This is a genomic window from Enterobacter sp. WI-ESBL-E8, from assembly GCF_053364895.1.
This window is the reverse complement of the sequence record NZ_JBRWXJ010000001.1, coordinates 3,506,061-3,526,380: the sequence shown is the minus strand read 5'-3', so window position 1 is coordinate 3,526,380 and position 20,320 is coordinate 3,506,061. Positions and strand designations below refer to the sequence as shown.

General features: G+C 54.5%; 18 protein-coding genes, 6 tRNA genes and 1 other RNA gene. 12 read left to right on the top strand and 13 right to left on the bottom strand.

Features of this window, described 5'->3' with window-relative positions; genetic code table 11:
- Positions 1–216, top strand: coding sequence for a DUF3820 family protein (locus tag ACWHWP_RS16695; protein WP_059312894.1), 216 nt, complete (start codon positions 1–3; stop codon positions 214–216).
- Here ACWHWP_RS16695 and ACWHWP_RS16690 read toward each other — a convergent pair.
- Positions 213–1,208, bottom strand: a complete 996-nt coding sequence (locus tag ACWHWP_RS16690) for a bile acid:sodium symporter family protein (RefSeq protein WP_059312893.1) — start codon at positions 1,206–1,208, stop codon at positions 213–215. The genes ACWHWP_RS16695 and ACWHWP_RS16690 overlap by 4 nt on opposite strands.
- A gap of 89 nt (positions 1,209–1,297) precedes the next feature.
- Here ACWHWP_RS16690 and ACWHWP_RS16685 point away from each other — a divergent pair, with 89 nt between their 5' ends.
- A complete protein-coding gene (locus ACWHWP_RS16685; protein ID WP_447856037.1) occupies positions 1,298–2,239 on the top strand; it encodes a LysR substrate-binding domain-containing protein in 942 nt (313 codons plus the stop codon).
- Here ACWHWP_RS16685 and ACWHWP_RS16680 read toward each other — a convergent pair.
- Positions 2,230–2,568 (bottom strand): FlxA-like family protein, encoded by a 339-nt coding sequence (locus ACWHWP_RS16680; RefSeq protein ID WP_059312891.1) that lies wholly within the window; start codon positions 2,566–2,568, stop codon positions 2,230–2,232. The two genes, ACWHWP_RS16685 and ACWHWP_RS16680, sit on opposite strands and share 10 nt — an antisense overlap.
- A 204-nt stretch (positions 2,569–2,772) precedes the next feature.
- On the opposite strand from ACWHWP_RS16680, the gene xapA reads away from it, so the two are divergent.
- From xapA to ACWHWP_RS16665, 3 genes are all read left to right on the top strand, one after another.
- The gene (gene xapA, locus ACWHWP_RS16675) at positions 2,773–3,597 is read left to right on the top strand and encodes a xanthosine phosphorylase (protein ID WP_447856036.1); all 825 of its coding nucleotides are present in this window, start codon (positions 2,773–2,775) and stop codon (positions 3,595–3,597) included.
- Positions 3,598–3,648: 51 nt separating this feature from the next.
- Complete coding sequence (locus ACWHWP_RS16670; protein ID WP_447856035.1) at positions 3,649–4,905, top strand: nucleoside permease; 1,257 nt, start codon at positions 3,649–3,651, stop codon at positions 4,903–4,905.
- 67 nt (positions 4,906–4,972) lie between these two features.
- Positions 4,973–5,857 (top strand): LysR family transcriptional regulator, encoded by an 885-nt coding sequence (locus tag ACWHWP_RS16665; protein ID WP_447856034.1) that lies wholly within the window; start codon positions 4,973–4,975, stop codon positions 5,855–5,857.
- A 43-nt stretch (positions 5,858–5,900) separates the two neighbouring features.
- On the opposite strand, the gene ACWHWP_RS16660 is transcribed toward ACWHWP_RS16665, so the two are convergent.
- The 5 genes from ACWHWP_RS16660 to ACWHWP_RS16640 form a co-directional block, all read right to left on the bottom strand.
- Positions 5,901–6,029: non-coding RNA, RtT sRNA (locus tag ACWHWP_RS16660), on the bottom strand.
- A 26-nt stretch (positions 6,030–6,055) separates the two neighbouring features.
- A tRNA-Lys gene (locus tag ACWHWP_RS16655) sits at positions 6,056–6,131 on the bottom strand.
- A 4-nt stretch (positions 6,132–6,135) separates the two neighbouring features.
- A tRNA-Val gene (locus tag ACWHWP_RS16650) sits at positions 6,136–6,211 on the bottom strand.
- Between the two features lie 29 nt (positions 6,212–6,240).
- A tRNA-Val gene (locus ACWHWP_RS16645) sits at positions 6,241–6,316 on the bottom strand.
- Between the two features lie 41 nt (positions 6,317–6,357).
- Positions 6,358–6,433 (bottom strand) — tRNA-Val (locus ACWHWP_RS16640).
- Positions 6,434–6,691: 258 nt separating this feature from the next.
- Here ACWHWP_RS16640 and gltX point away from each other — a divergent pair.
- Positions 6,692–8,107 (top strand): glutamate--tRNA ligase, encoded by a 1,416-nt coding sequence (gltX, locus tag ACWHWP_RS16635; RefSeq protein WP_059312887.1) that lies wholly within the window; start codon positions 6,692–6,694, stop codon positions 8,105–8,107.
- Between the two features lie 53 nt (positions 8,108–8,160).
- Here the strand turns inward: gltX and ACWHWP_RS16630 are convergent, their stop codons facing one another.
- On the bottom strand, positions 8,161–8,544 hold the full coding sequence (locus tag ACWHWP_RS16630) for a YfeC-like transcriptional regulator (protein WP_059312886.1): 384 nt from the start codon (positions 8,542–8,544) through the stop codon (positions 8,161–8,163).
- A 1-nt stretch (position 8,545) separates the two neighbouring features.
- Positions 8,546–8,908, bottom strand: coding sequence for a YfeC-like transcriptional regulator (locus tag ACWHWP_RS16625; protein WP_059312885.1), 363 nt, complete (start codon positions 8,906–8,908; stop codon positions 8,546–8,548).
- A 217-nt stretch (positions 8,909–9,125) separates the two neighbouring features.
- Here ACWHWP_RS16625 and ACWHWP_RS16620 point away from each other — a divergent pair.
- The 3 genes from ACWHWP_RS16620 (at position 9,126) to ACWHWP_RS16610 (ending at position 11,721) form a co-directional block, all read left to right on the top strand.
- Positions 9,126–9,201: transfer RNA gene (locus ACWHWP_RS16620), tRNA-Ala, on the top strand.
- Between the two features lie 41 nt (positions 9,202–9,242).
- Positions 9,243–9,318 (top strand) — tRNA-Ala (locus ACWHWP_RS16615).
- A 213-nt stretch (positions 9,319–9,531) separates the two neighbouring features.
- The gene (locus ACWHWP_RS16610; protein ID WP_059312884.1) at positions 9,532–11,721 is read left to right on the top strand and encodes a sensor domain-containing phosphodiesterase; all 2,190 of its coding nucleotides are present in this window, start codon (positions 9,532–9,534) and stop codon (positions 11,719–11,721) included.
- Between the two features lie 43 nt (positions 11,722–11,764).
- On the opposite strand, the gene ACWHWP_RS16605 is transcribed toward ACWHWP_RS16610, so the two are convergent.
- Positions 11,765–12,952: a NupC/NupG family nucleoside CNT transporter gene (locus ACWHWP_RS16605; protein ID WP_014884725.1), complete on the bottom strand. Its 1,188-nt coding sequence runs from the start codon at positions 12,950–12,952 to the stop codon at positions 11,765–11,767.
- Positions 12,953–13,301: 349 nt separating this feature from the next.
- Here ACWHWP_RS16605 and ACWHWP_RS16600 point away from each other — a divergent pair, with 349 nt between their 5' ends.
- Positions 13,302–14,540, top strand: a complete 1,239-nt coding sequence (locus ACWHWP_RS16600; RefSeq protein WP_059312883.1) for an Nramp family divalent metal transporter — start codon at positions 13,302–13,304, stop codon at positions 14,538–14,540.
- Between the two features lie 31 nt (positions 14,541–14,571).
- Here ACWHWP_RS16600 and ACWHWP_RS16595 read toward each other — a convergent pair whose 3' ends face one another.
- Together ACWHWP_RS16595 and mgrA are read right to left on the bottom strand one after the other, a co-directional pair.
- Positions 14,572–14,916: a DUF2502 domain-containing protein gene (locus ACWHWP_RS16595; RefSeq protein WP_047346668.1), complete on the bottom strand. Its 345-nt coding sequence runs from the start codon at positions 14,914–14,916 to the stop codon at positions 14,572–14,574.
- Positions 14,917–15,043: 127 nt separating this feature from the next.
- Positions 15,044–16,042: an L-glyceraldehyde 3-phosphate reductase gene (gene mgrA / locus ACWHWP_RS16590; RefSeq protein WP_447856033.1), complete on the bottom strand. Its 999-nt coding sequence runs from the start codon at positions 16,040–16,042 to the stop codon at positions 15,044–15,046.
- 185 nt (positions 16,043–16,227) lie between these two features.
- Between mgrA and ipdC the strand changes: the two genes are divergently transcribed.
- Positions 16,228–17,886, top strand: a complete 1,659-nt coding sequence (gene ipdC / locus ACWHWP_RS16585; RefSeq protein ID WP_447856032.1) for an indolepyruvate decarboxylase — start codon at positions 16,228–16,230, stop codon at positions 17,884–17,886.
- On the opposite strand, the gene ACWHWP_RS16580 is transcribed toward ipdC, so the two are convergent.
- Positions 17,887–19,122, bottom strand: a complete 1,236-nt coding sequence (locus ACWHWP_RS16580; RefSeq protein ID WP_447856031.1) for an ion channel protein — start codon at positions 19,120–19,122, stop codon at positions 17,887–17,889.
- Positions 19,123–19,328: 206 nt separating this feature from the next.
- On the opposite strand from ACWHWP_RS16580, the gene glk reads away from it, so the two are divergent.
- Positions 19,329–20,294 (top strand): glucokinase, encoded by a 966-nt coding sequence (gene glk / locus ACWHWP_RS16575; protein WP_447856030.1) that lies wholly within the window; start codon positions 19,329–19,331, stop codon positions 20,292–20,294.
- The last annotated feature ends 26 nt before the right edge of the window (positions 20,295–20,320 follow it).

Sequence of the window (20,320 nt, the reverse complement as noted above, 5' to 3'; positions counted from 1 at the left end):
GTGGAGAAAGAGCAACTCGTTGAGATCGCCAATACGGAGATGCCGTTCGGTAAATACAAGGGTCGCAGGCTGATCGATTTGCCGGAAGAGTATCTGCTGTGGTTTGCCCGTAAGGATGAATTCCCGGCCGGGCGGCTGGGCGAGCTGATGGCTATCACGTTACTGATCAAAACCGAGGGGCTGACCCAACTGGTACAGCCCCTGAAACGTTCTTAAGCCTTCGCGGCGCGGGTCTCTTCCTGCGCCAGTTTTTCCGTCTGGCGCTTGTAGCGACGCGCCAGCACTGCGCAGACCATCAGCTGGATCTGATGGAAAATCATCAGCGGCAGCACCATCATCCCAATTACTGATGTCGGGAACAGAATGTTGGCCATCGGGATACCGTTCGCCAGGCTCTTCTTCGAACCGCAGAAGACAATCGTAATTTCATCCGCTTTGTTGAAGCCGCACTTGCGTGCCACAAAGACGTTTACGGCAATCACAATCGCCAGCAGGACGATGCTGACCACCACGATAAACAGCAGTGAACCTGCCCCCACCTTGTGCCAGATCCCGTTCACGACCGCTTCGCTGAAGGCGGAGTAAACCACCAGCAGAATAGAGGTCTGGTCGGTTTTTGAAATCCATTTTTTATGCTTCGCCACAAACGCGCCGGTCCACGGCCGGGAGAGGTGCCCCAGGACAAACGGCAGCAGCAGCTGCAGGCAGATTTTGCCAACCTGCTCGAGGTTACCTTCCGCACCGTGCATGTTCATCAGCAGGCCTACCAGCAGCGGTGAGACGAAAATCCCTAACAGGCTGGACGCTGACGCTGAACAAACCGCCGCCGCGACGTTACCCCCCGCCAGCGAGGTAAACGCAATGGCGGACTGAACGGTCGCGGGCAGAATGCACAGATAGAGGAAACCCGTATAAAGCGCCGGATCGACGTTTACCGGTGCCCACCAGGCAAACAGCACGCCGAGTACCGGGAAAAGAATGAAGGTGCTGCACATCACCCACAGGTGCAGTCGCCAGTGACCACCGCCTGCAATGATCGCTTCACGGGAAAGTTTGGCACCGTGCATAAAGAACAGCAACGCGATGGCCGCCGTGGTGAGTCCTTCAAAGAACGGGACAAAACCGCCGCGTGCGGGGAAGAAGGAGGCCAGTAAAACGGTGACCACCAGGGTAAGCGTGAACGGATCAAGGATACGAAACAGTTTCATAATGACTCCTGAAATCAGATATCGCTATTGTGCTTTTTTCCATTTGAGAAATAAAATTGATTTATTGCATCCATTCATGAATTAAACAGATGAATTACTCCTTACGCCAGCTTCGCATTTTCGTCACCGTCGCCCATGCCCGCAGCTTTAGCCGGGCAGGGGATATCATCGGTCTGAGCCAGTCAGCTGTCAGCCACAGCGTGAAAGAGCTGGAGAATCAGACGGGCGTGAAATTGCTGGACAGAACGACGCGGGAAGTTGTGCTTACCGAGGCAGGGCAACAGCTGGCTCAGCGTCTGGAACGGCTGCTGGACGAACTGAACAGTACGCTCAGAGACGTGGGAAGGCTTGGGCAGCAGCTTTCGGGCACCGTGCGGGTGGCGGCCAGCCAGACCATTTCCGCGCAGCTTATCCCGCAGTGCATTGCCGAGGGTAACCACCGCTATCCGGATATCGATTTTGTGCTGCACGACAGGCCACAGCAGTGGGTACTGGAAAGCATCCGTCAGGGGGATGTGGATTTTGGTATTGTGATCGACCCCGGGCAGGTGAACGATCTGGAGTGCGAGAGCGTATTGTCTGAGCCCTTTTTGCTGCTCTGCCGGGATGACGATCCGCTGGCCATGCAGCCTCACGTTCACTGGCAGTCGTTGAAAGGCGCGAACCTGGTTTTACAGGATTATGCCTCGGGCAGTCGTCCGCTGATTGATTCCGCGCTGGTGAATCAGGGCGTAAAGGCAACAATCGTGCAGGAGATTGGTCATCCGGCGACGCTATTTCCGATGGTGGAAGCCGGCATTGGCATCAGCGTCTTGCCCGCCCTGGCACTTCCCCTGCCTCAGGGAAGCCGGCTGGCCGTCAAGCGACTGACGCCCGTAGTTGAGCGAAAACTGATGCTGGTGCGGCGAAAAAATCGTTCACTCTCGGGTGCGGCGCAGGCTATCTGGGAAGTGGTGCGTATCCAGGCACAACGATTAAACGAAGCCCGCATACGCGACCCACTGTTTAACGCATCAGACGATCAGATGTAGATATCAATCTGATTATTGTCTGACGGGCTGTTCACACCTTCCACTTTGCCCAGCTTTTGAGCCTGCTTCTTCTGGGCCTCTTCGGCCTGCTGGCGCTGCAGTGCGGCGAGCTGCGCCTGCAGCACTTTGATCTGGGTCTGAATAAGTTCCTGCTGCTTCTTCTTCTCATCGGTGCTGACGGGACTGTTTGCCAGTTCTTTTAACTGCTGAGTCAGCTTTTTGATCTTGTCGAGAATGCGGGTGATTTGCGCAGAGATATCGTTACTGCTCGAAGTTCCACTCGCGCCGCTGGTTTGAATAGGTTGGGTTGAAGCCTGAATGGTCGTCATACTTTTTCCTCGCGTTATAAAACAGAGGTATCGGCACCAACAGGATTAGCTTGAGCAAAACTGTCATATCTGGCAGGGAGTTGCATTGATACACAATCAGTATTGATGGTGCGGTGAAAGTGTATTGGAGGTCACCTGCAGGCTCCGGATATAAGACAAAGGTCATGCGATCCCTATCGCGATCTTAATCTTCAAGGAGCCTCTATGACCCTCTCGAATAACCCGTGGTACTGCGCCGACATCATCCGCACCGCTAAACCGAACTTCACGCCTCGCGTGGCGTTTATTCTCGGGTCCGGCCTTGGCGCGCTCGCCGACCAGATTGTTGACGCCGTTTCCCTGAGCTATGAAAAGCTGCCGGGCTTCCCGGTGAGCACCGTCCACGGTCATGCCGGTGAGCTGGTGCTGGGGCATCTTGCCGGGGTGCCTGTCGTCTGCATGAAGGGCCGCGGGCATTTCTACGAGGGCCGCGGAATGACCGTCATGACCGATGCGATCCGCACCTTTAAGCTGCTGGGGTGTGAACTGCTGTTTAGCACCAATGCTGCGGGTTCATTGCGTCCCAACGTTCAGCCAGGCAGTCTGGTTGCCCTGAGCGACCATATCAACACCATGCCGGGCACGCCGATGGTGGGGATGAACGACGAACGCTTTGGTGACCGTTTCTTCTCGCTGGCCAATGCCTACGACGCGGATTACCGTGCCATTCTGCAAACCGTGGCGACGAAAGCGGGATTCCCGCTGCATGAAGGGGTATTTGTCTCTTATCCGGGCCCTAACTTCGAGACCGAGGCAGAAATCCGCATGATGCAAATTATCGGCGGTGATGTGGTGGGGATGTCCGTAGTGCCGGAGGTAATTTCCGCGCGTCACTGCGGCCTGAAGGTTGTGGCCGTTTCTGCGATTACCAATCTCGCTGAGGGGCTGGGCGATGTCAAACTCTCGCATGAACAAACCCTCGCTGCTGCTGAGCTTTCCCGCCAGAACTTCATCAATCTTATCTGCGGTTTTCTTCGCCATATTGCCTGAGTAAAACAATAAAGTGGCCCGCGAGGGCCACGCTGCTATAAGGAATGGGTTATGAACATCACGACTCGCTTAAAGATAATGTCCTTTATGCAATATTTTATCTGGGGGAGTTGGCTGGTTACCCTCGGCGCCTACATGATAAACACCCTCCATTTTACCGGCTCCGACGTGGGCATGGTGTACAGCTCCAAGGGGCTTGCCGCAATCGTTATGCCTTCGCTGGTGGGGATTATTGCCGACAAGTGGCTACGGGCCGACCGGGCCTATGTGATTTGCCATCTCGTCTGTGCCGTCGCGCTCTGCTATGCCGCACAGGTCAATGAGCCCGGGCTGATGTTCTGGATCATGCTGGTGAATGCGATGGCCTTCATGCCCACGATTGCGCTGTCGAATACGATTTCCTACTCTTGTCTTGAACAGGCGGGGCTGGATACGGTGAGCCATTTTCCGCGAGTGCGGGTGTATGGCACCGTGGGTTTTATTGCGGCTATGTGGGCTATAAGCCTGATGGGGGCGGAGTTGAGCAACGTACAGCTCTATGCTGCGGCTGCCGCATCGCTGCTGCTGGCGCTCTATTCCCTGACGCTACCGGCTATTCCGGTGGTGAGAACAAAAACGTCTCAGTCGCTGGCAAATAAGCTTGGGCTGAACGCGTTTATCCTGTTTAAACAACCCCGCATGGCCGTGTTCTTTTTATTCGCGATGCTGCTGGGCGCCGTGTTGCAGATTACCAACACGTTCGGCAGCCCCTTCTTGCATGATTTTGCGCGTAATCCGGCGTATGCAGAGAGCTTTATTGTCAAATACCCGTCCATCCTGCTCTCCGTTTCGCAAATGTCAGAAGTGTTCTTCATTCTGACCATTCCGTACTTTCTTGGACGGTTTGGTATTAAAACCGTCATGCTGATGAGCATGGTGGCCTGGATGCTGCGGTTTGGACTGTTCGCGTTTGGCGATCCGTCCGCAACGGGCTTTGCGCTGCTCATGCTCTCAATGATTGTCTACGGCTGCGCGTTCGACTTCTTCAATATTTCCGGCTCGGTGTTTGTTGAACAGGAGGTGAGCGCCGATATCCGCGCCAGCGCGCAAGGGTTGTTTATGACGACCGTTAACGGTATCGGGGCGTATTTCGGATCGGTACTGAGCGGCGTGGCGGTCGACTATTTTTCGGTGGACGGGGTGAAGGACTGGCAGACGATCTGGCTGGTGTTTGCGGCCTATGCGCTGGCGCTCGCGGTGGTGTTTTATTTCAGCTTTAACTACCGGCACGCCAGTAAAAACAGCGAGATGCGCACAGTTGCGCACTAAATTTTTCCTCTTGACGATGAAAGGCTTTAAGGTAGGCGCTTAAGTGTTATCCCCAGGATATGTTTTGATGGAACGCATCTATCGGACCGATCTCAAGCTGCTGCGCTATTTTCTGGCCGTGGCGGAGGAACTGCATTTTGGACGGGCTGCGGCCCGTCTCAATATGTCTCAGCCGCCGTTAAGCCTGCATATTAAAGAGCTGGAAAGCCAGCTGGGCACGTTGCTGTTTATTCGCCACTCGCGAAGCGTCGCGTTGACGCATGCCGGTAAGGTGCTGATGGAAGAGTCACGCCGGCTGCTTGCCAGCGCAAACCAGGCTCTGGCTCGCGTCGAGCAAATCGGCCGGGGGGAAGCAGGGCGCATTGAGCTGGGCATTGTCGGCACGGCCATGTGGAGCGAGGTGCGCACGGTGATGCGCGCTTTCCTGAAAGAGCATCCGAACGTTGATGTCGTTTTTCGTGAAAAATCGCCGGTCATGCAGATGGCGCTGCTTGAGCGTCGGGAGCTGGACGTTGGCATCTGGCGAATGGCAACCGAACCTACCGTTGGGTTTACCAGCGTGCGGTTGCGTGAGGCGGCTTTTCTGGTGGCGCTGCCGGAGGATCACCGCCTGGCGCGCGAATCAACTATTGCGCTTTCAGCGTTGCAGGACGAGTATTTTGTCACGATGCCGTCGGCCCATTCTGACTGGGCATTTTTACATCGCGTCTGCCAGCAGGCCGGGTTTTCGCCGATGATTGTGCGCGAAGCCGTTGAACCGCAAACGGTGCTGGCGATGATCAGCATGGGGATGGGAATTACGCTCGCCGCAGACAGCTACGCGCAAATGCAGTGGCCCGGCGTGGTGTTCCGCCCGCTGAAAGAGCGTATACCGGCTGATTTGTATGTGGTGTATGACGAGAAGCAGGCGACACCTGCGGTGAAGACGTTGATTGCAACGTTGACGATGTAAATTGCAGATAGCAAAAAAGCGCCTTTAGGGCGCTTTTTTACATTGGTGGGTCGTGCAGGATGACTCGCTTCGCTCGCCCTTCGGGCCGTCGCCGTAAACGGCTCCGGTGCCTCACTGCGTTCGGCTCGAACCTGCTGCAGGTTCGAATCATCCAGATCGCAGATAGCAAAAAAGCGCCTTTAGGGCGCTTTTTTACATTGGTGGGTCGTGCAGGATTCGAACCTGCGACCAATTGATTAAAAGTCAACTGCTCTACCAACTGAGCTAACGACCCGAAATGGTGGGCGATGACGGGCTCGAACCGCCGACCCCCTCCGTGTAAAGGAGATGCTCTACCAACTGAGCTAATCGCCCATTTCGGAACTGCTGCGATAAGGTGAGAATGGTGGGCGATGACGGGCTCGAACCGCCGACCCCCTCCGTGTAAAGGAGATGCTCTACCAACTGAGCTAATCGCCCAATCTCAATTCTTATCTACACTGCGAGTCTACCGAAGTAGATGGTGGGTGATGACGGGCTCGAACCGCCGACCCCCTCCGTGTAAAGGAGATGCTCTACCAACTGAGCTAATCACCCCCGCTGTGTGGAGTCGCATTATAGGGAGAGTTGAAAATGAGTCAACGCATTTTCTAAAGTTTTTATTCGTTCGTCGTAAAATTAAACAAAACGATCGCGAAACGGGCTGTGGCGCATGATTTCTAAACAAAAATCGCAAACCTGGTCACGATAAAGGGATCAACATTGAGGATTCCCCCCACAGTGATAGAATATTGCCCATCGTTTTTCCCCCAGGATTTGCCGATTGCCGGCATCTTTATAACGTAAGGCCATTTCATGAAAATCAAAACTCGCTTCGCGCCGAGCCCGACAGGCTATCTGCACGTCGGTGGTGCACGTACCGCTCTCTATTCCTGGCTGTTTGCACGCCACAACAAAGGTGAGTTCGTGCTGCGTATTGAAGACACCGATCTTGAGCGCTCCACGCCGGAAGCAATTGAAGCCATTATGGATGGGATGAACTGGCTGAATCTGGAATGGGACGAAGGTCCGTATTTCCAGACCAAACGCTTTGACCGCTATAACGCCGTCATTGATGAGATGCTGGTCGCGGGCACGGCATATAAATGCTACTGCTCCAAAGAGCGTCTGGATGCGCTGCGTGAAGAGCAGATGGCGAACGGTGAAAAGCCGCGTTATGACGGCCGCTGCCGCCACGACCACAGCGAGCATGCTGCTGATGAGCCTTGCGTGGTGCGTTTTGCTAACCCGCAAGAGGGATCTGTGATCTTTGACGACCAGATCCGTGGCCCGATCGAGTTCAGCAACCAGGAGCTGGATGACCTGATCATCCGCCGCACCGATGGTTCCCCAACGTATAACTTCTGCGTCGTGGTTGACGACTGGGATATGGAAATTACCCACGTTGTCCGTGGTGAAGACCATATCAACAATACCCCGCGCCAGATCAACATCCTGAAGGCGCTGAATGCGCCTGTTCCGGTCTACGCGCACGTTTCGATGATCAACGGCGACGACGGCAAGAAACTGTCTAAACGTCACGGTGCGGTAAGCGTTATGCAATACCGCGATGACGGCTATCTGCCGGAAGCGCTGCTGAACTACCTGGTGCGTCTGGGCTGGGCCCACGGCGACCAGGAGATCTTCAGCCGCGAAGAGATGATCGAACTGTTCTCTCTGAGCTCAGTGAGCAAATCAGCGAGCGCGTTTAATACTGACAAGCTCCTGTGGCTGAACCACCATTACATCAATACCATGCAGCCAGAATATGTGGCGACGTACCTGCAGTGGCACATCGAACAGGCAAATATTGATACCCGCACCGGTCCTGAGCTGGCGGATCTGGTGAAACTGCTCGGCGAGCGCTGCAAAACGCTGAAAGAGATTGCTGAAAGCTGCCGCTACTTCTATGAAGAGTTTGACGAGTTCGACGCGGACGCCGCGAAGAAACACCTGCGTCCGGTTGCGCGTCAGCCGCTGGAAGTGGTGCGTGACAAACTGGTTGCCATTACGGAGTGGACCGCTGAGAATGTCCATCACGCCATTCAGGCGACGGCGGACGAGCTGGAAGTCGGCATGGGTAAAGTCGGTATGCCGCTGCGCGTTGCGGTGACCGGTGCGGGGCAGTCCCCGGCGCTGGATGTGACGGTTCATGCCATCGGCAAGTCACGCAGCGTGGCGCGCATTAACAAGGCGCTGGACTTTATTGCTGAACGCGAAAATCAGCAGTAATTAAGTCCTCGATAGGAAGAACGGCAGGGTTACCTGCCGTTTTTTTATGGGTATCATTCAGCAATATCCAGACGCGTAAGAAAACCGCGTATCCCTTCGCGTTTCAAAAAGGCTTCCAGACGCTTCTGCTCTGGCTGAGTCATACTTTCCAGGGTCTCAAGAATGCCCGGACGCAGGTTTGAAGATGGTTCGCTGTAGGAAGAGGTGACTTCAGCGAGATGGTAAACCGCCTGACGGTTTCGGATCGCCGGGAGGCTCATAATATGTTCCTTCACGCGCGCATCAACATGGATGAGCCGCGCCCGACCGCCCTTCACGCCGTTGAGTCCTTCGGTTTTCCATCCCTGCTGGCGTATCCAGCGATTAACCGTTTGCCTGGCAACGCCCAAACTTTCCGCCAGCTCTTCCGTGGTCATTTTGCTACGTAATCTTCTCATATCAGTTCTGATCGCGAATCCCTAAACGTTGCAATAATCCGGTAATCCCTTCCCGCAGCAACAGCGATGTCATCTGCTTCTGCTCTTCCGGCGTCATTTCATTGGCCAGCGTCAGGAGTAGGGTGTGAAGCGAACCGTCATGGCTGGTGCCTGCCGGCAGTTCGGACGTCTCCGTTGCACGACGTGCGCTGCGGATAAAGTCACGCACTTTTTCGTTCACATGCACCAGGCGCGCTTTCCCGCCCTGGACTCCTGGTTTTGGCGATGTAATCCAACCCTCTTTGCGTACCCATTTATTGATGGTCTGGCGGCTATAGCCAGTGAGCAGGGCTAACTCTTCTGGCGTCATTCGTTCCTTGATCATGCAATTTCCTGAATATTCGTGGGGTTAATTAACGGCTCATTTTATAGCACCGTTTTAGCTGAAAACGTGACAGGCTTAACTCATGACTGCGAGAAGGCTCGCAAAGTGATTCATTTGCATGATTTTTCGGCGATTGAACTGCGGCCATTGATTTTGCCGTTGACACTCCGCAGCGGAATTCATATTATGCCGCCCGTCAACATGACAGCTTTACGATGGGGCTATAGCTCAGCTGGGAGAGCGCTTGCATGGCATGCAAGAGGTCAGCGGTTCGATCCCGCTTAGCTCCACCAAACTCTGAACCCAACAGAGTGCGGTCAGTAAAGTAACATGTGGGGCTATAGCTCAGCTGGGAGAGCGCTTGCATGGCATGCAAGAGGTCAGCGGTTCGATCCCGCTTAGCTCCACCAAAATTGTAAACCCTCGTCGAAAGACGAGGGTTTTTTTATCTGTTTGTAACACCCGTCCCCACTTTTTGTTATCAAAAAGAAGATATTCCTGTACCTCACCTCAATCGATATCAATAAAGCAGTCTATAAATAGACTTGAACTTGATTCGCGCAATTAATAAACCTATTATCCATCCGGTCAATGATTCCCCCGGAAAATAACGCCCCTGATTAATGAATAGAAAAACTTACAATAATGTAAAGATATTTATGATTGCCCTGGCACTTTGCCTGATTGCGGTACCCATCTCCCGTTATCTCTCTCCCCGCGCAATTGTAAATGGTCACGACGTTTATTTAGCATGGTTACCGCTAAGCGTTATGCTGGCGGTAATTCTGCTATTTGGACGCAGGGCCATTCTTCCCATTTTGTTAGGTTTTAGTGTCACTAATTTATTTTATGTTAATTTAGCACCGCTACAATATACAGTATTACTGTTTTGTCAGACCTTTGCATTGTTCGCGGCGTGCGGCCTTCTGCGCCTCATGCTGGGCAAGCGTTGGCGTTACTGCATCCCCAACAAGCACATCGGTTTACGTATATTCTGGCTCGGTTTTATCGTACCAATAGGTATTAAGCTGTCGATGTATATGGCGGGCTATTTGTTTGATTTTCCGGTGACTATTTCCACATTTTTCGGCGAAGGAACGGTAATTTATAACGTTGTGGATATACAAAGCCTGATATGCGCGGCGCTGATTTTTACCATGATGTTCTATTACCCATTAAGAATGATAATTAATCCTCGTTACGCGATGAACTTCTGGCGGCGAAGCGTGAAGCCCGTGTTTTTCCACAAGAATTCATTATATATTTTTGTCTGGCTGATGCTTTTAAGTTTCATTCTCGTCATTTTATGCGGTCCATTTGAATCACCCGTCATTGCGGGCTATTTGATGCCGCTGATTTTTATTCTTTTTACCTTAGCGATAAGTCGCCTGACCTATGCGCTTATCTCTCTGCTGTGGGCCGCATCTGCACTCCTGCTGTTGTCCTACAACTACAACTTTCTTAACGGGGTGGAATCGGGCCATTCGCTCTCCTTTATCCTCTCCGTACTTATCTCTTTCGCCATCTGTTTGCTTTACATGTCGCGAATTTACCAGCGCAGCGAGTGGCTGAAGCGGGGATGGCAGAACAGGGCGCTCACCGATCCGCTGACCGGTTTGCCCAATATTCGCGCGCTGGAGGATCATCTTGAGATTCACCCGGATGCAAAAGTAAGTATTCTGCGTATGGATAATCTGGAGTTTTTGAGCCGCCACTACGGGATCCTCATGCGGGTCCATTGCAAACGAACGATTGCCGCGTCGCTTCAGCCGCTTCTGCAAAAAGATGAAGCGCTCTTCCAGCTTCCGGGAAGCGAGCTGGTGCTGGTATTACTGGGGCCGGGAATCGCTGAACGTCTCCAGCATATGGTCGATCGGCTGAACAGCCGCAAGATTTTCTGGAACAATACCGGGCTGGATATCGAGTTTGGCGCGTCCTGGGGAATGGTTGAAAACGGTGAAAAGCTGCACCACACGCTGGGGCAACTGAGCTGGCTGGCTGAGCAATCCTGCGGCGAGCACAACGTTCTTGCGCTCACGAATAGCATCGAAGCGGCATCAGGACAAACGACTGAGCGCGTGCTGATGCTGGCGCGGATTAAGCATGCCCTGGAGGCCGGTCAGTTCCATTTATACGCACAGCCCATCCAGAAGGCCGACGGCAGCGGTTACTACGAAATCCTGACGCGTATGGAAAGCGAGGGAGAGATGATTACCCCCGATCGCTTTATTCCGCTGATTGCCCAGTTCAACCTGAGCCACCGGTTCGATATGTACGTCATGGAAAAATTACTGGCGTGGCTGCGCGATCATCCTGCGACGCAGGCCGGTGCCCGCTTCTCCGTCAATCTGATGCCGCTAACGCTGATGCAAAAAGAGGTCGCTGGCGAGATTTGCGCGCTCTTTGAGCAGTACGGTATCGCGCCTCAGGCCGTCGTTCTTGAAATCACCGAGGAGCAGGCCTTCTCTAATTCAGGAAGCAGTATCAGCAATCTCCAGCAACTGCGGGATTACGGTTTCCGGATTGCCATTGATGATTTTGGTACGGGCTACGCGAACTATGAGCGCCTCAGACGCCTGCAGGCGGACATCATTAAAATTGACGGCTGCTTTGTGAAAGACATTTGTACCGATGACATGGATGCGATGATCGTGCAATCAATGTGTAATCTGGCGAAGACAAAATCGCTGTGCGTAGTTGCTGAATATGTAGAAACACCGGCGCAGCGCGAGATGCTGCTCCGCTTTGGTGTGGACTACCTGCAGGGGTATCTGATAGGCAAACCCAAACCGCTGGAAGAATTACGGGCATAAAAAAACCGGGAGCCAGGCTCCCGGTTTTTTTTAACGGTAAACGTTACAGAACCAGTGCCGCGATAGAAGCAGACAGGACGCTCACCAGGGTAGAACCGTAAACCAGTTTCAGGCCAAAGCGAGAAACCACGTTACCCTGTTCTTCGTTCAGACCTTTAATCGCACCGGCGATGATACCGATGGACGAGAAGTTCGCGAAGGAGACCAGGAACACGGACAGAATGCCTTCCGCGCGCGGAGAAAGCGTGCTGGCGATTTTCTGCAGATCCATCATCGCAACGAATTCGTTAGAAACCAGTTTGGTCGCCATGATACTGCCCACCTGCAGCGCTTCGTGAGCCGGAACACCCATCACCCATGCAACAGGGTAGAAGATGTAGCCCAGAATTCCCTGGAAGGAGATACCCAGCACCGCAGCGAACAGGGCGTTCAGCGCAGAAATCAGCGCAATGAAGCCGATCAGCATAGCGGCAACGATAACCGCCACTTTGAAACCGGCCAGGATGTATTCACCCAGCATTTCGAAGAAGCTCTGGCCTTCATGCAGGTTGGACATCTGGATGTTTTCTTCGCTGGCGTCAACGCGGTACGGGTTGATCAGTGACAGAACGATAAAGGTGCTGAACATGTTCAGAACCAGCGCAGCAACAACATACTTCGGCTCCAGCATGGTCATATACGCGCCCACGATAGACATGGAAACGGTAGACATTGCGGTTGCTGCCATGGTGTACATGCGGTTGCGGGACATTTTGCCGAGAATATCTTTATACGCGATGAAGTTCTCAGACTGACCGAGGATCAGGGAACTTACGGCGTTGAATGATTCCAGCTTACCCATGCCGTTCACTTTGGATAACAGGAAACCAATTCCACGAATAACGAACGGCAGAACGCGGATGTGCTGCAGAATACCGATAAGCGCGGAGATAAAGACGATTGGGCACAGAACCTTCAGGAAGAAGAACGCCAGACCTTCGTCGTTCATTTTACCGAAGACAAAGTTCGTCCCTTCGTTGGCGAATCCGAGCAGTTTTTCGAACATTTCGGAGAAGCCTTTCACGAAGCCGAGGCCGACGTTGGAGTTCAGGAAGAACCACGCAAGTAAAACTTCAATGACCAGCAGCTGGACAACATAACGAATACGAATTTTTTTGCGGTCTGTGCTGACCAGCAATGCAAGTGCAGTAACGACAACAAGTGCCAGGACAAAATGAAGGACGCGGTCCATATTTGCTCCAAATATGAGGCAGGTTTAATTTTCGTGCACATTCTATGTAACAAGCGAAAAGAAAACGAGATCAAGGACACACTATAGTTACATCCTGTGACGAGTCTCAAAAATAGTGATCCACAATACATTTTTGTTATGTTAGGTAAATGAGTGAAAAGTTAAGTTTGTGTGCTAGTCTTCACAAAAGAGCGCGCGATTTCGCTTTCTGTTAAATCGCCCCCGCTTACCCGCCCGTCTATCGTTCAAAGCTATCAGAGAAATCACTGTAAACTTCGCAAATGATCTTGATAATCATTCTCATTTTGATAGCATTAAACATAGCAAAGGCTATATTTCAGAGGCAGAAATGACAAACAGTCGCGTAGAGGGTAGCAGTAGCAGAGCAGCGCGCAAGTTGCGGTTCGCATTAATGGGACCTGCGTTCATCGCTGCCATTGGCTATATCGATCCAGGTAACTTTGCGACCAACATTCAGGCCGGGGCCAGCTTCGGCTATAAGCTGCTGTGGGTGGTTGTCTGGGCTAACCTGATGGCAATGCTGATTCAGATGCTCTCCGCAAAGCTGGGGATTGCCACCGGTAAAAACCTGGCGGAGCAAATTCGCGACCATTATCCGCGTCCGGCCGTCTGGCTCTACTGGGTTCAGGCGGAAATCATCGCCATGGCAACGGACCTCGCTGAATTTATCGGCGCGGCGATCGGCTTTAAGCTGATTCTGGGCGTGTCGCTGTTGCAGGGGGCGGTACTGACCGGGATTGCCACGTTCCTGATCCTGATGCTGCAGCGTCGCGGTCAAAAACCGCTGGAGAAGGTCATCGGCGGTCTGCTGCTGTTTGTCGCGGCGGCCTACATCGTCGAGCTGATTTTCTCCCAACCGAATCTGGCGCAGCTCGGTAAAGGGATGGTGATCCCAAGCCTGCCAACCTCGGAAGCGGTGTTCCTGGCCGCCGGGGTGTTGGGGGCGACCATCATGCCGCATGTGATTTACCTGCACTCCTCCCTGACCCAGCATCTCCACGGTGGGACGCGTAAAGAACGTTATTCCGCAACCAAGTGGGATGTGGCTATCGCCATGACCATCGCGGGGTTTGTGAATCTGGCGATGATGGCTACCGCAGCCGCCGCTTTCCACTTTAACGGCCATACCGGCATCGCCGATCTTGACCAGGCTTATCTCACGCTGGAGCCGCTGCTGAGCCATGCAGCCGCCACGATATTTGGTTTGAGCCTGGTGGCCGCCGGTCTGTCTTCGACGGTGGTGGGCACGCTGGCAGGCCAGGTGGTGATGCAGGGATTTGTCCGGTTCCATATTCCGCTGTGGGTGCGTCGCTCCGTCACCATGCTGCCGTCATTTATCGTGATTCTGATGGGGCTCGATCCCACACGAATTCTGGTTATGAGCCAGGTATTGCTGAGCTTTGGTATCGCGCTGGCGCTGGTGCCGCTGCTGATCTTTACCAGCAACAAAACCCTGATGGGCGAGCTGGTCAACTCAACGCTGGTAAAACGGGCCGGATGGGCCATTGTGGTGGTGGTGGTGGCATTGAACCTGTGGCTGTTGATTGGAACCGCGCTGGGGCTTTAACAAAAAAAGGCGCCGCGTGGCGCCTTTTTGATTAGTGATGATGGCCGTGACCATGGCCTTTGCCGTGACCCCAGCCGCCGCGGCGGTCGTCACGATCGTTCCAGCCTTCACGGTAACCGCGCTCATACGCTTTGTCTTTATACCAGCCACGGTGTCTGCCGTTATCATGTTTCCACCAGCGATCGCCGCGCCACTCATAGTGACGATGCCAGTAGTCACGGTCGCGCCAGTAGCCACCGTCCCAGTATCTGCCGTAGTCGTCACGATCGCCAATTTGTAATTTTACTGATGGCAACAGGGTGATTTCGCCCGCAGTGGCGATCAGCGGGGCTGATGAAGCCAGTAATACCGCTGCAAGAATCAGTGACCTGAACATACTCTTTCTCCTTCACGATCGGGGCCTTTGATGGGCCTGTTAACGCAATATTACGAGTTGGTAAAGGCTCGTTTCATCGCCTCAACTCCGAATTCCTGAGTAAGAGCACTTTTTGCTAAAAGTGATTTTATTTTGAGCCGCTCAGGATGGCTTCAATACGGGCCAGCTCTTCGGCGGAGAAATGGCGGTTTTCCAGCATACACGCGGCATCGTCAATCTGGGCGACTTTGCTCGCGCCAATCAGTACAGACGTCACCGATTCGTGGCGTAATATCCAGGCCAGCGCCATCTGCGACAGCTTCTGGCCTCTGCCTTCCGCCAGCGCGTTGAGTTGTCTTACCTTCTCCAGCTTCTCTTCGGTAATCTGCTCCGGGTTGAGGAACTTACTGCCGCTTGCCGCGCGGGAGTCTGCGGGAATGCCGTCCAGATAGCGGTTGGTCAGTTGTCCCCCGGCCAGCGGCGAGAAGGGAATACAGCCAACCCCTTTTTCCTGCAATACGTCCAGCAATCCCGCTTCCGGTGCACGCTCAAACATGGAGTATTTCGGCTGGTGGATCAGGCAGGGGGTTCCGAGGTCATTAAGGATATCAATCGCCTGGCGGGCCAGATCGGCCGGGTAGTTGGATAACCCGACATACAGGGCTTTTCCCTGACGCACCGCGTGGTCAAGCGCTTTCATGGTTTCCAGCAGCGGCGTTTGTGGGTCGGGACGGTGGTGATAAAAGATATCTACATACTCCAGCCCCATGCGCTTCAGGCTTTGATCCAGGCTTGCCAGCAGGTATTTGCGTGACCCCCAGTCGCCATACGGGCCATCCCACATGGTATACCCCGCTTTGGTTGAAACGATCAGCTCGTCGCGCCAGGGCAGAAAATCCTCCTGCAAAATCCGTCCGAAATTACGTTCGGCGGATCCCGGTGGCGGGCCATAGTTGTTGGCAAGGTCGAAATGCGTAATACCCAGATCGAACGCGCGCTGTAAAAGTTGACGGCTGTTTTCGATAAGCGTGGTATCGCCAAAATTATGCCACAGCCCAAGCGAGATGGCGGGCAATCTGAGTCCGCTTTGCCCGCAGCGGCGATACTCCATTGTCTGATAACGACTTTTGTTCGGCTGATAACCCATTCTTATGACCTCTGGCGCTGAAGAGAAAAATCAGTGTATGCGTTTACATTAACGTGAAAAAAAGCAGCATAGCGCAGCATTTTTTGTAAAGCATTCTTTCCATGCCCTTCTTAGCGCCAATTCTGGACAGCCATCACGCTTCTTTAATACTCAAGGTGAGGTCAACATTAGAAGGATACCTGTTCATGCGTACCCCATACTGCGTCGCCGATTACCTGCTGGACCGTCTTACAGATTGTGGAGCCGATCATCTGTTTGGCGTGCCGGGCGACTATAACCTGCAGTTTCTCGACCACGTGATAGACAGCCCAGATATCTGTTGGGTGGGCTGTGCCAACGAGTTAAACGCCTCTTATGCCGCTGACGGATATGCCCGATGTAAGGGCTTCGCCGCGCTGCTGACGACATTTGGCGTAGGAGAGTTAAGCGCCATGAACGGCATTGCGGGCAGCTATGCCGAGCACGTGCCGGTACTGCATATTGTGGGGGCGCCAGGCATGGCGTCACAGCAGCGAGGGGAACTGCTGCACCATACGTTGGGTGACGGTGAGTTTCGTCACTTTTACCATATGAGCGAACCGATCACTGCCGCACAGGCGATCCTGACCGAACAAAACGCCTGCTATGAGATTGATCGGGTGTTAACTACCATGCTCCGGGAACGTCGCCCCGGCTATCTGATGCTGCCTGCCGATGTGGCAAAAAAAGCCGCCACGCCTCCTGTAAACGCTCTCACTCTCAGGCATGCGCATGCCGATAGCGCTTGCCTGAAGGCGTTCCGGGATGCCGCCGAGAGCAAGCTGGCCATGAGCAAGCGTACTGCGCTGCTGGCCGATTTCCTTGTCCTGCGCCATGGACTGAAACATGCACTACAGAAATGGGTCAAAGAAGTGCCGATGGCGCACGCCACCATGCTGATGGGCAAAGGCATATTTGACGAGCGTCACGCGGGTTTTTACGGGACGTACAGCGGTTCTGCAAGCGCCGGCGCGGTAAAAGAGGCGATTGAAGGGGCGGATACGGTGCTGTGCATCGGCACGCGATTTACCGATACCCTGACCGCTGGCTTCACTCACCAGTTGACCCCGTCGCAAACGATAGAAGTTCAGCCTCATGCCGCCCGCGTCGGGGATATCTGGTTTACCGGTATTCCTATGCTTCAGGCGATTGAGACGCTGGTGGAACTGTGCAAGCAGCACGTGCACGGTACGCCTGCGCCGTCGTCTCAAAGTGCAATGGCCTACCCGCAGCCGGACGGCTCGCTGACGCAGGAGAATTTCTGGAGAACGCTGCAAACGTTTATTCGCCCGGGAGACATTATTCTTGCGGATCAGGGCACTTCGGCCTTCGGCGCGATCGATCTTCGACTTCCGGCAGACGTGAACTTTATCGTCCAGCCGCTGTGGGGGTCGATTGGCTACACGCTGGCAGCGGCATTCGGCGCGCAAACGGCCTGCCCGAACCGGCGCGTGATTGTGCTGACGGGGGACGGCGCGGCGCAGCTCACCATCCAGGAGCTCGGCTCGATGCTGCGGGATAAACAGCGCCCCATCATTCTGGTTCTTAACAACGAAGGGTATACGGTGGAAAGGGCAATCCACGGACCAGAGCAGCGATATAACGACATTGCGCTGTGGAACTGGACGCAAATTCCGCAGGCGCTTAGCCTCGATCCTCAGGCCCAGTGCTGGCGGGTCAGCGAGGCGGAGCAGCTGGCGGACGTCCTTGAAAAAGTAGCGCACCACGAGCGGCTCTCGCTGATTGAGGTGATGCTGCCGAAAGCAGACATCCCGCCGCTGCTGGGTGCGCTTACTAAAGCGCTGGAAGCGCGCAACAGCGCCTGATCACCTGTCGTTTCGCCAGGCCATCATCATCGGTTTGCCCGCCAGCAGGAGCCAGGCGGGCAACATCACGATGCAAAGTAGCGGGATGAGGGTGGTATCCGGTACCACTACGGCGGCCATAAACAGGCTCAGCCAGGCATCGCGCGTGACCACCAGCACCAGCCCCAGAATTGAGCAGGAAACGGTAATCGCTGCCGGAACGGCATCGACGTGTTCGTGCAGCATCAGCCCCAGCGCTACGCCGACAAAGACCGCCGGGAAGATGCGTCCGCCGCGGAAACCGCAGGCCGCAGCCACCACCAGCGCGGCCAGTTTTATCACGGCAAACAGCAGATAATCCGATACGCTAAACACCTGGCTGAAGGCCAGCTGCTGCATCTCGTCCAGACCTTTAAACAGCGTCACCGTCCCGCCGATTGCCCCTAAAACCCCGAGAATCAAACCGCCGATACCCAGAATCAATACCGGGTGCTTGAGTTTATGCATCAGCCGGTGCAGGCGTGGAAGGCACCATACCGCCACCATGCCCAGCGCGATGGCAATCGCGACAACGACGGCACCGCTGAAAATATCGGCCATCTGCATCTGGCCGTAGTGGGGCAGGGAGAGGGAAAAATGGGGATGGAAAAACAGGCTGGTCGTCAGCGCCCCGGCGGCTGCGGCCATCAGCGGAGCAAACAGTTTATCCCAGAGCGGAACATCGTTATTGCTGCTGAGCGTCTGGGAAAAGATCAGTGCCGCGGCAACGGGCGTGCCGAAAAGCGCCCCGATGGTGCCTGCTGAGGCGAGGATGGTCCAGTCCAGCGTGCCAACGCGGGGCAAAATGCGTGAACCGAGGAAAACTGCCAGGCCAATATTCACCGCCATAATCGGATGCTCAGGCCCCAGGCTAACGCCGCCTGCCAGGCCGATAATCAACGCAACAATCAGCCCCGGCAGCGCGGAAGGAGTTACCGGGGCACCAATCAGCGGTTCCTGCGCCGGATCGGGGCCGGCATGCCCGGGACTAAAACGGATGACCAGGCCCACCGCAATGCCGGTCAACGTCAGCATCAGGATGATCCAGGCAGAGGAATCAGCGGTGACGCCCAGTTTTACCGGAAGCGCTGTCCATAACATCGTTTGCAGCACCGACGCGACTTTCATCACGACAATGAGCACCAGGCTTGAGGCCACGCCAATGATTAACGCCGGAATGGCCAGCAACAGCATGGTTCTGGCTCGCGGGTGGAGCATGATGATTTCCTTGTACAAAACGCAATGACGTTACTTTGCACAATCAGCTTTATGGCAATAGTGCAAAAGGTGCTGAAACGGTAAAGTTATTCTGTGACGAAGATCGATAATCCATGGGCATTCACCTTCCGGTCGTTGTTGTTATCACGCCTTGAACTTACAGTGTCCCAAAAGATTTATTCTGACTTTAGCGGAGCAGTAGAAGAATGACAAAGTATGCTTTGGTAGGCGATGTGGGCGGCACGAACGCGCGCCTCGCATTATGCGATGTAAGTAGCGGTGAAATTTCCCGGGCGAAAACCTACTCAGGACTGGATTATCCAAGCCTTGAGGTCGTTGTCCGCGTCTACCTGGAAGAGCAGCAGGTGAGCGTTGAAGACGGCTGCATCGCGATCGCCTGCCCGATAACCGGCGACTGGGTCGCAATGACCAACCATACCTGGGCATTCTCCATCGCCGAGATGAAAAAAAACCTCGGTTTTGCGCATCTTGAAATCATCAATGACTTCACCGCGGTGTCCATGGCGATCCCGATGCTGAAGCCAGAGCATCTGATCCAGTTTGGCGGCGCCGAACCGGTCGAAGGCAAGCCGATTGCGGTTTACGGGGCCGGTACAGGTCTGGGCGTTTCGCATCTGGTGCATGTGGCTCAGCGCTGGGTGAGCCTGCCGGGTGAAGGCGGCCACGTGGACTTTGCGCCAAACAGCGAAGAAGAGGGCATTATCCTCGAAGAATTACGCGCTGAGATCGGCCACGTCTCCGCCGAGCGCGTGCTTTCCGGTCCGGGGCTGGTGAACCTGTACCGTGCGATTGTGAAATCGGACGGTCGGCTGCCGGAAAACCTGCAGCCGAGAGACGTCACCGAACGCGCGCTGGCGGACAGCTGCATTGATTGCCGCCGCGCGCTGTCGCTGTTCTGCGTGATCATGGGACGTTTCGGCGGCAACCTGGCGCTGACGCTGGGTACCTTCGGGGGGGTCTATATCGCAGGTGGCATTGTGCCGCGCTTCCTCGACTTCTTTAAAGCATCAGGCTTCCGCGGCGGGTTTGAAGATAAAGGCCGTTTCAGAAGCTATGTGCAGGACATTCCGGTTTATCTGATCGTGCATGATAATCCCGGCCTGCTTGGCTCGGGTGCCCACCTGCGTCAGGTTCTCGGTCAAATCCTCTGACACAGAGCCCTCTCCGGCAGGAGGGG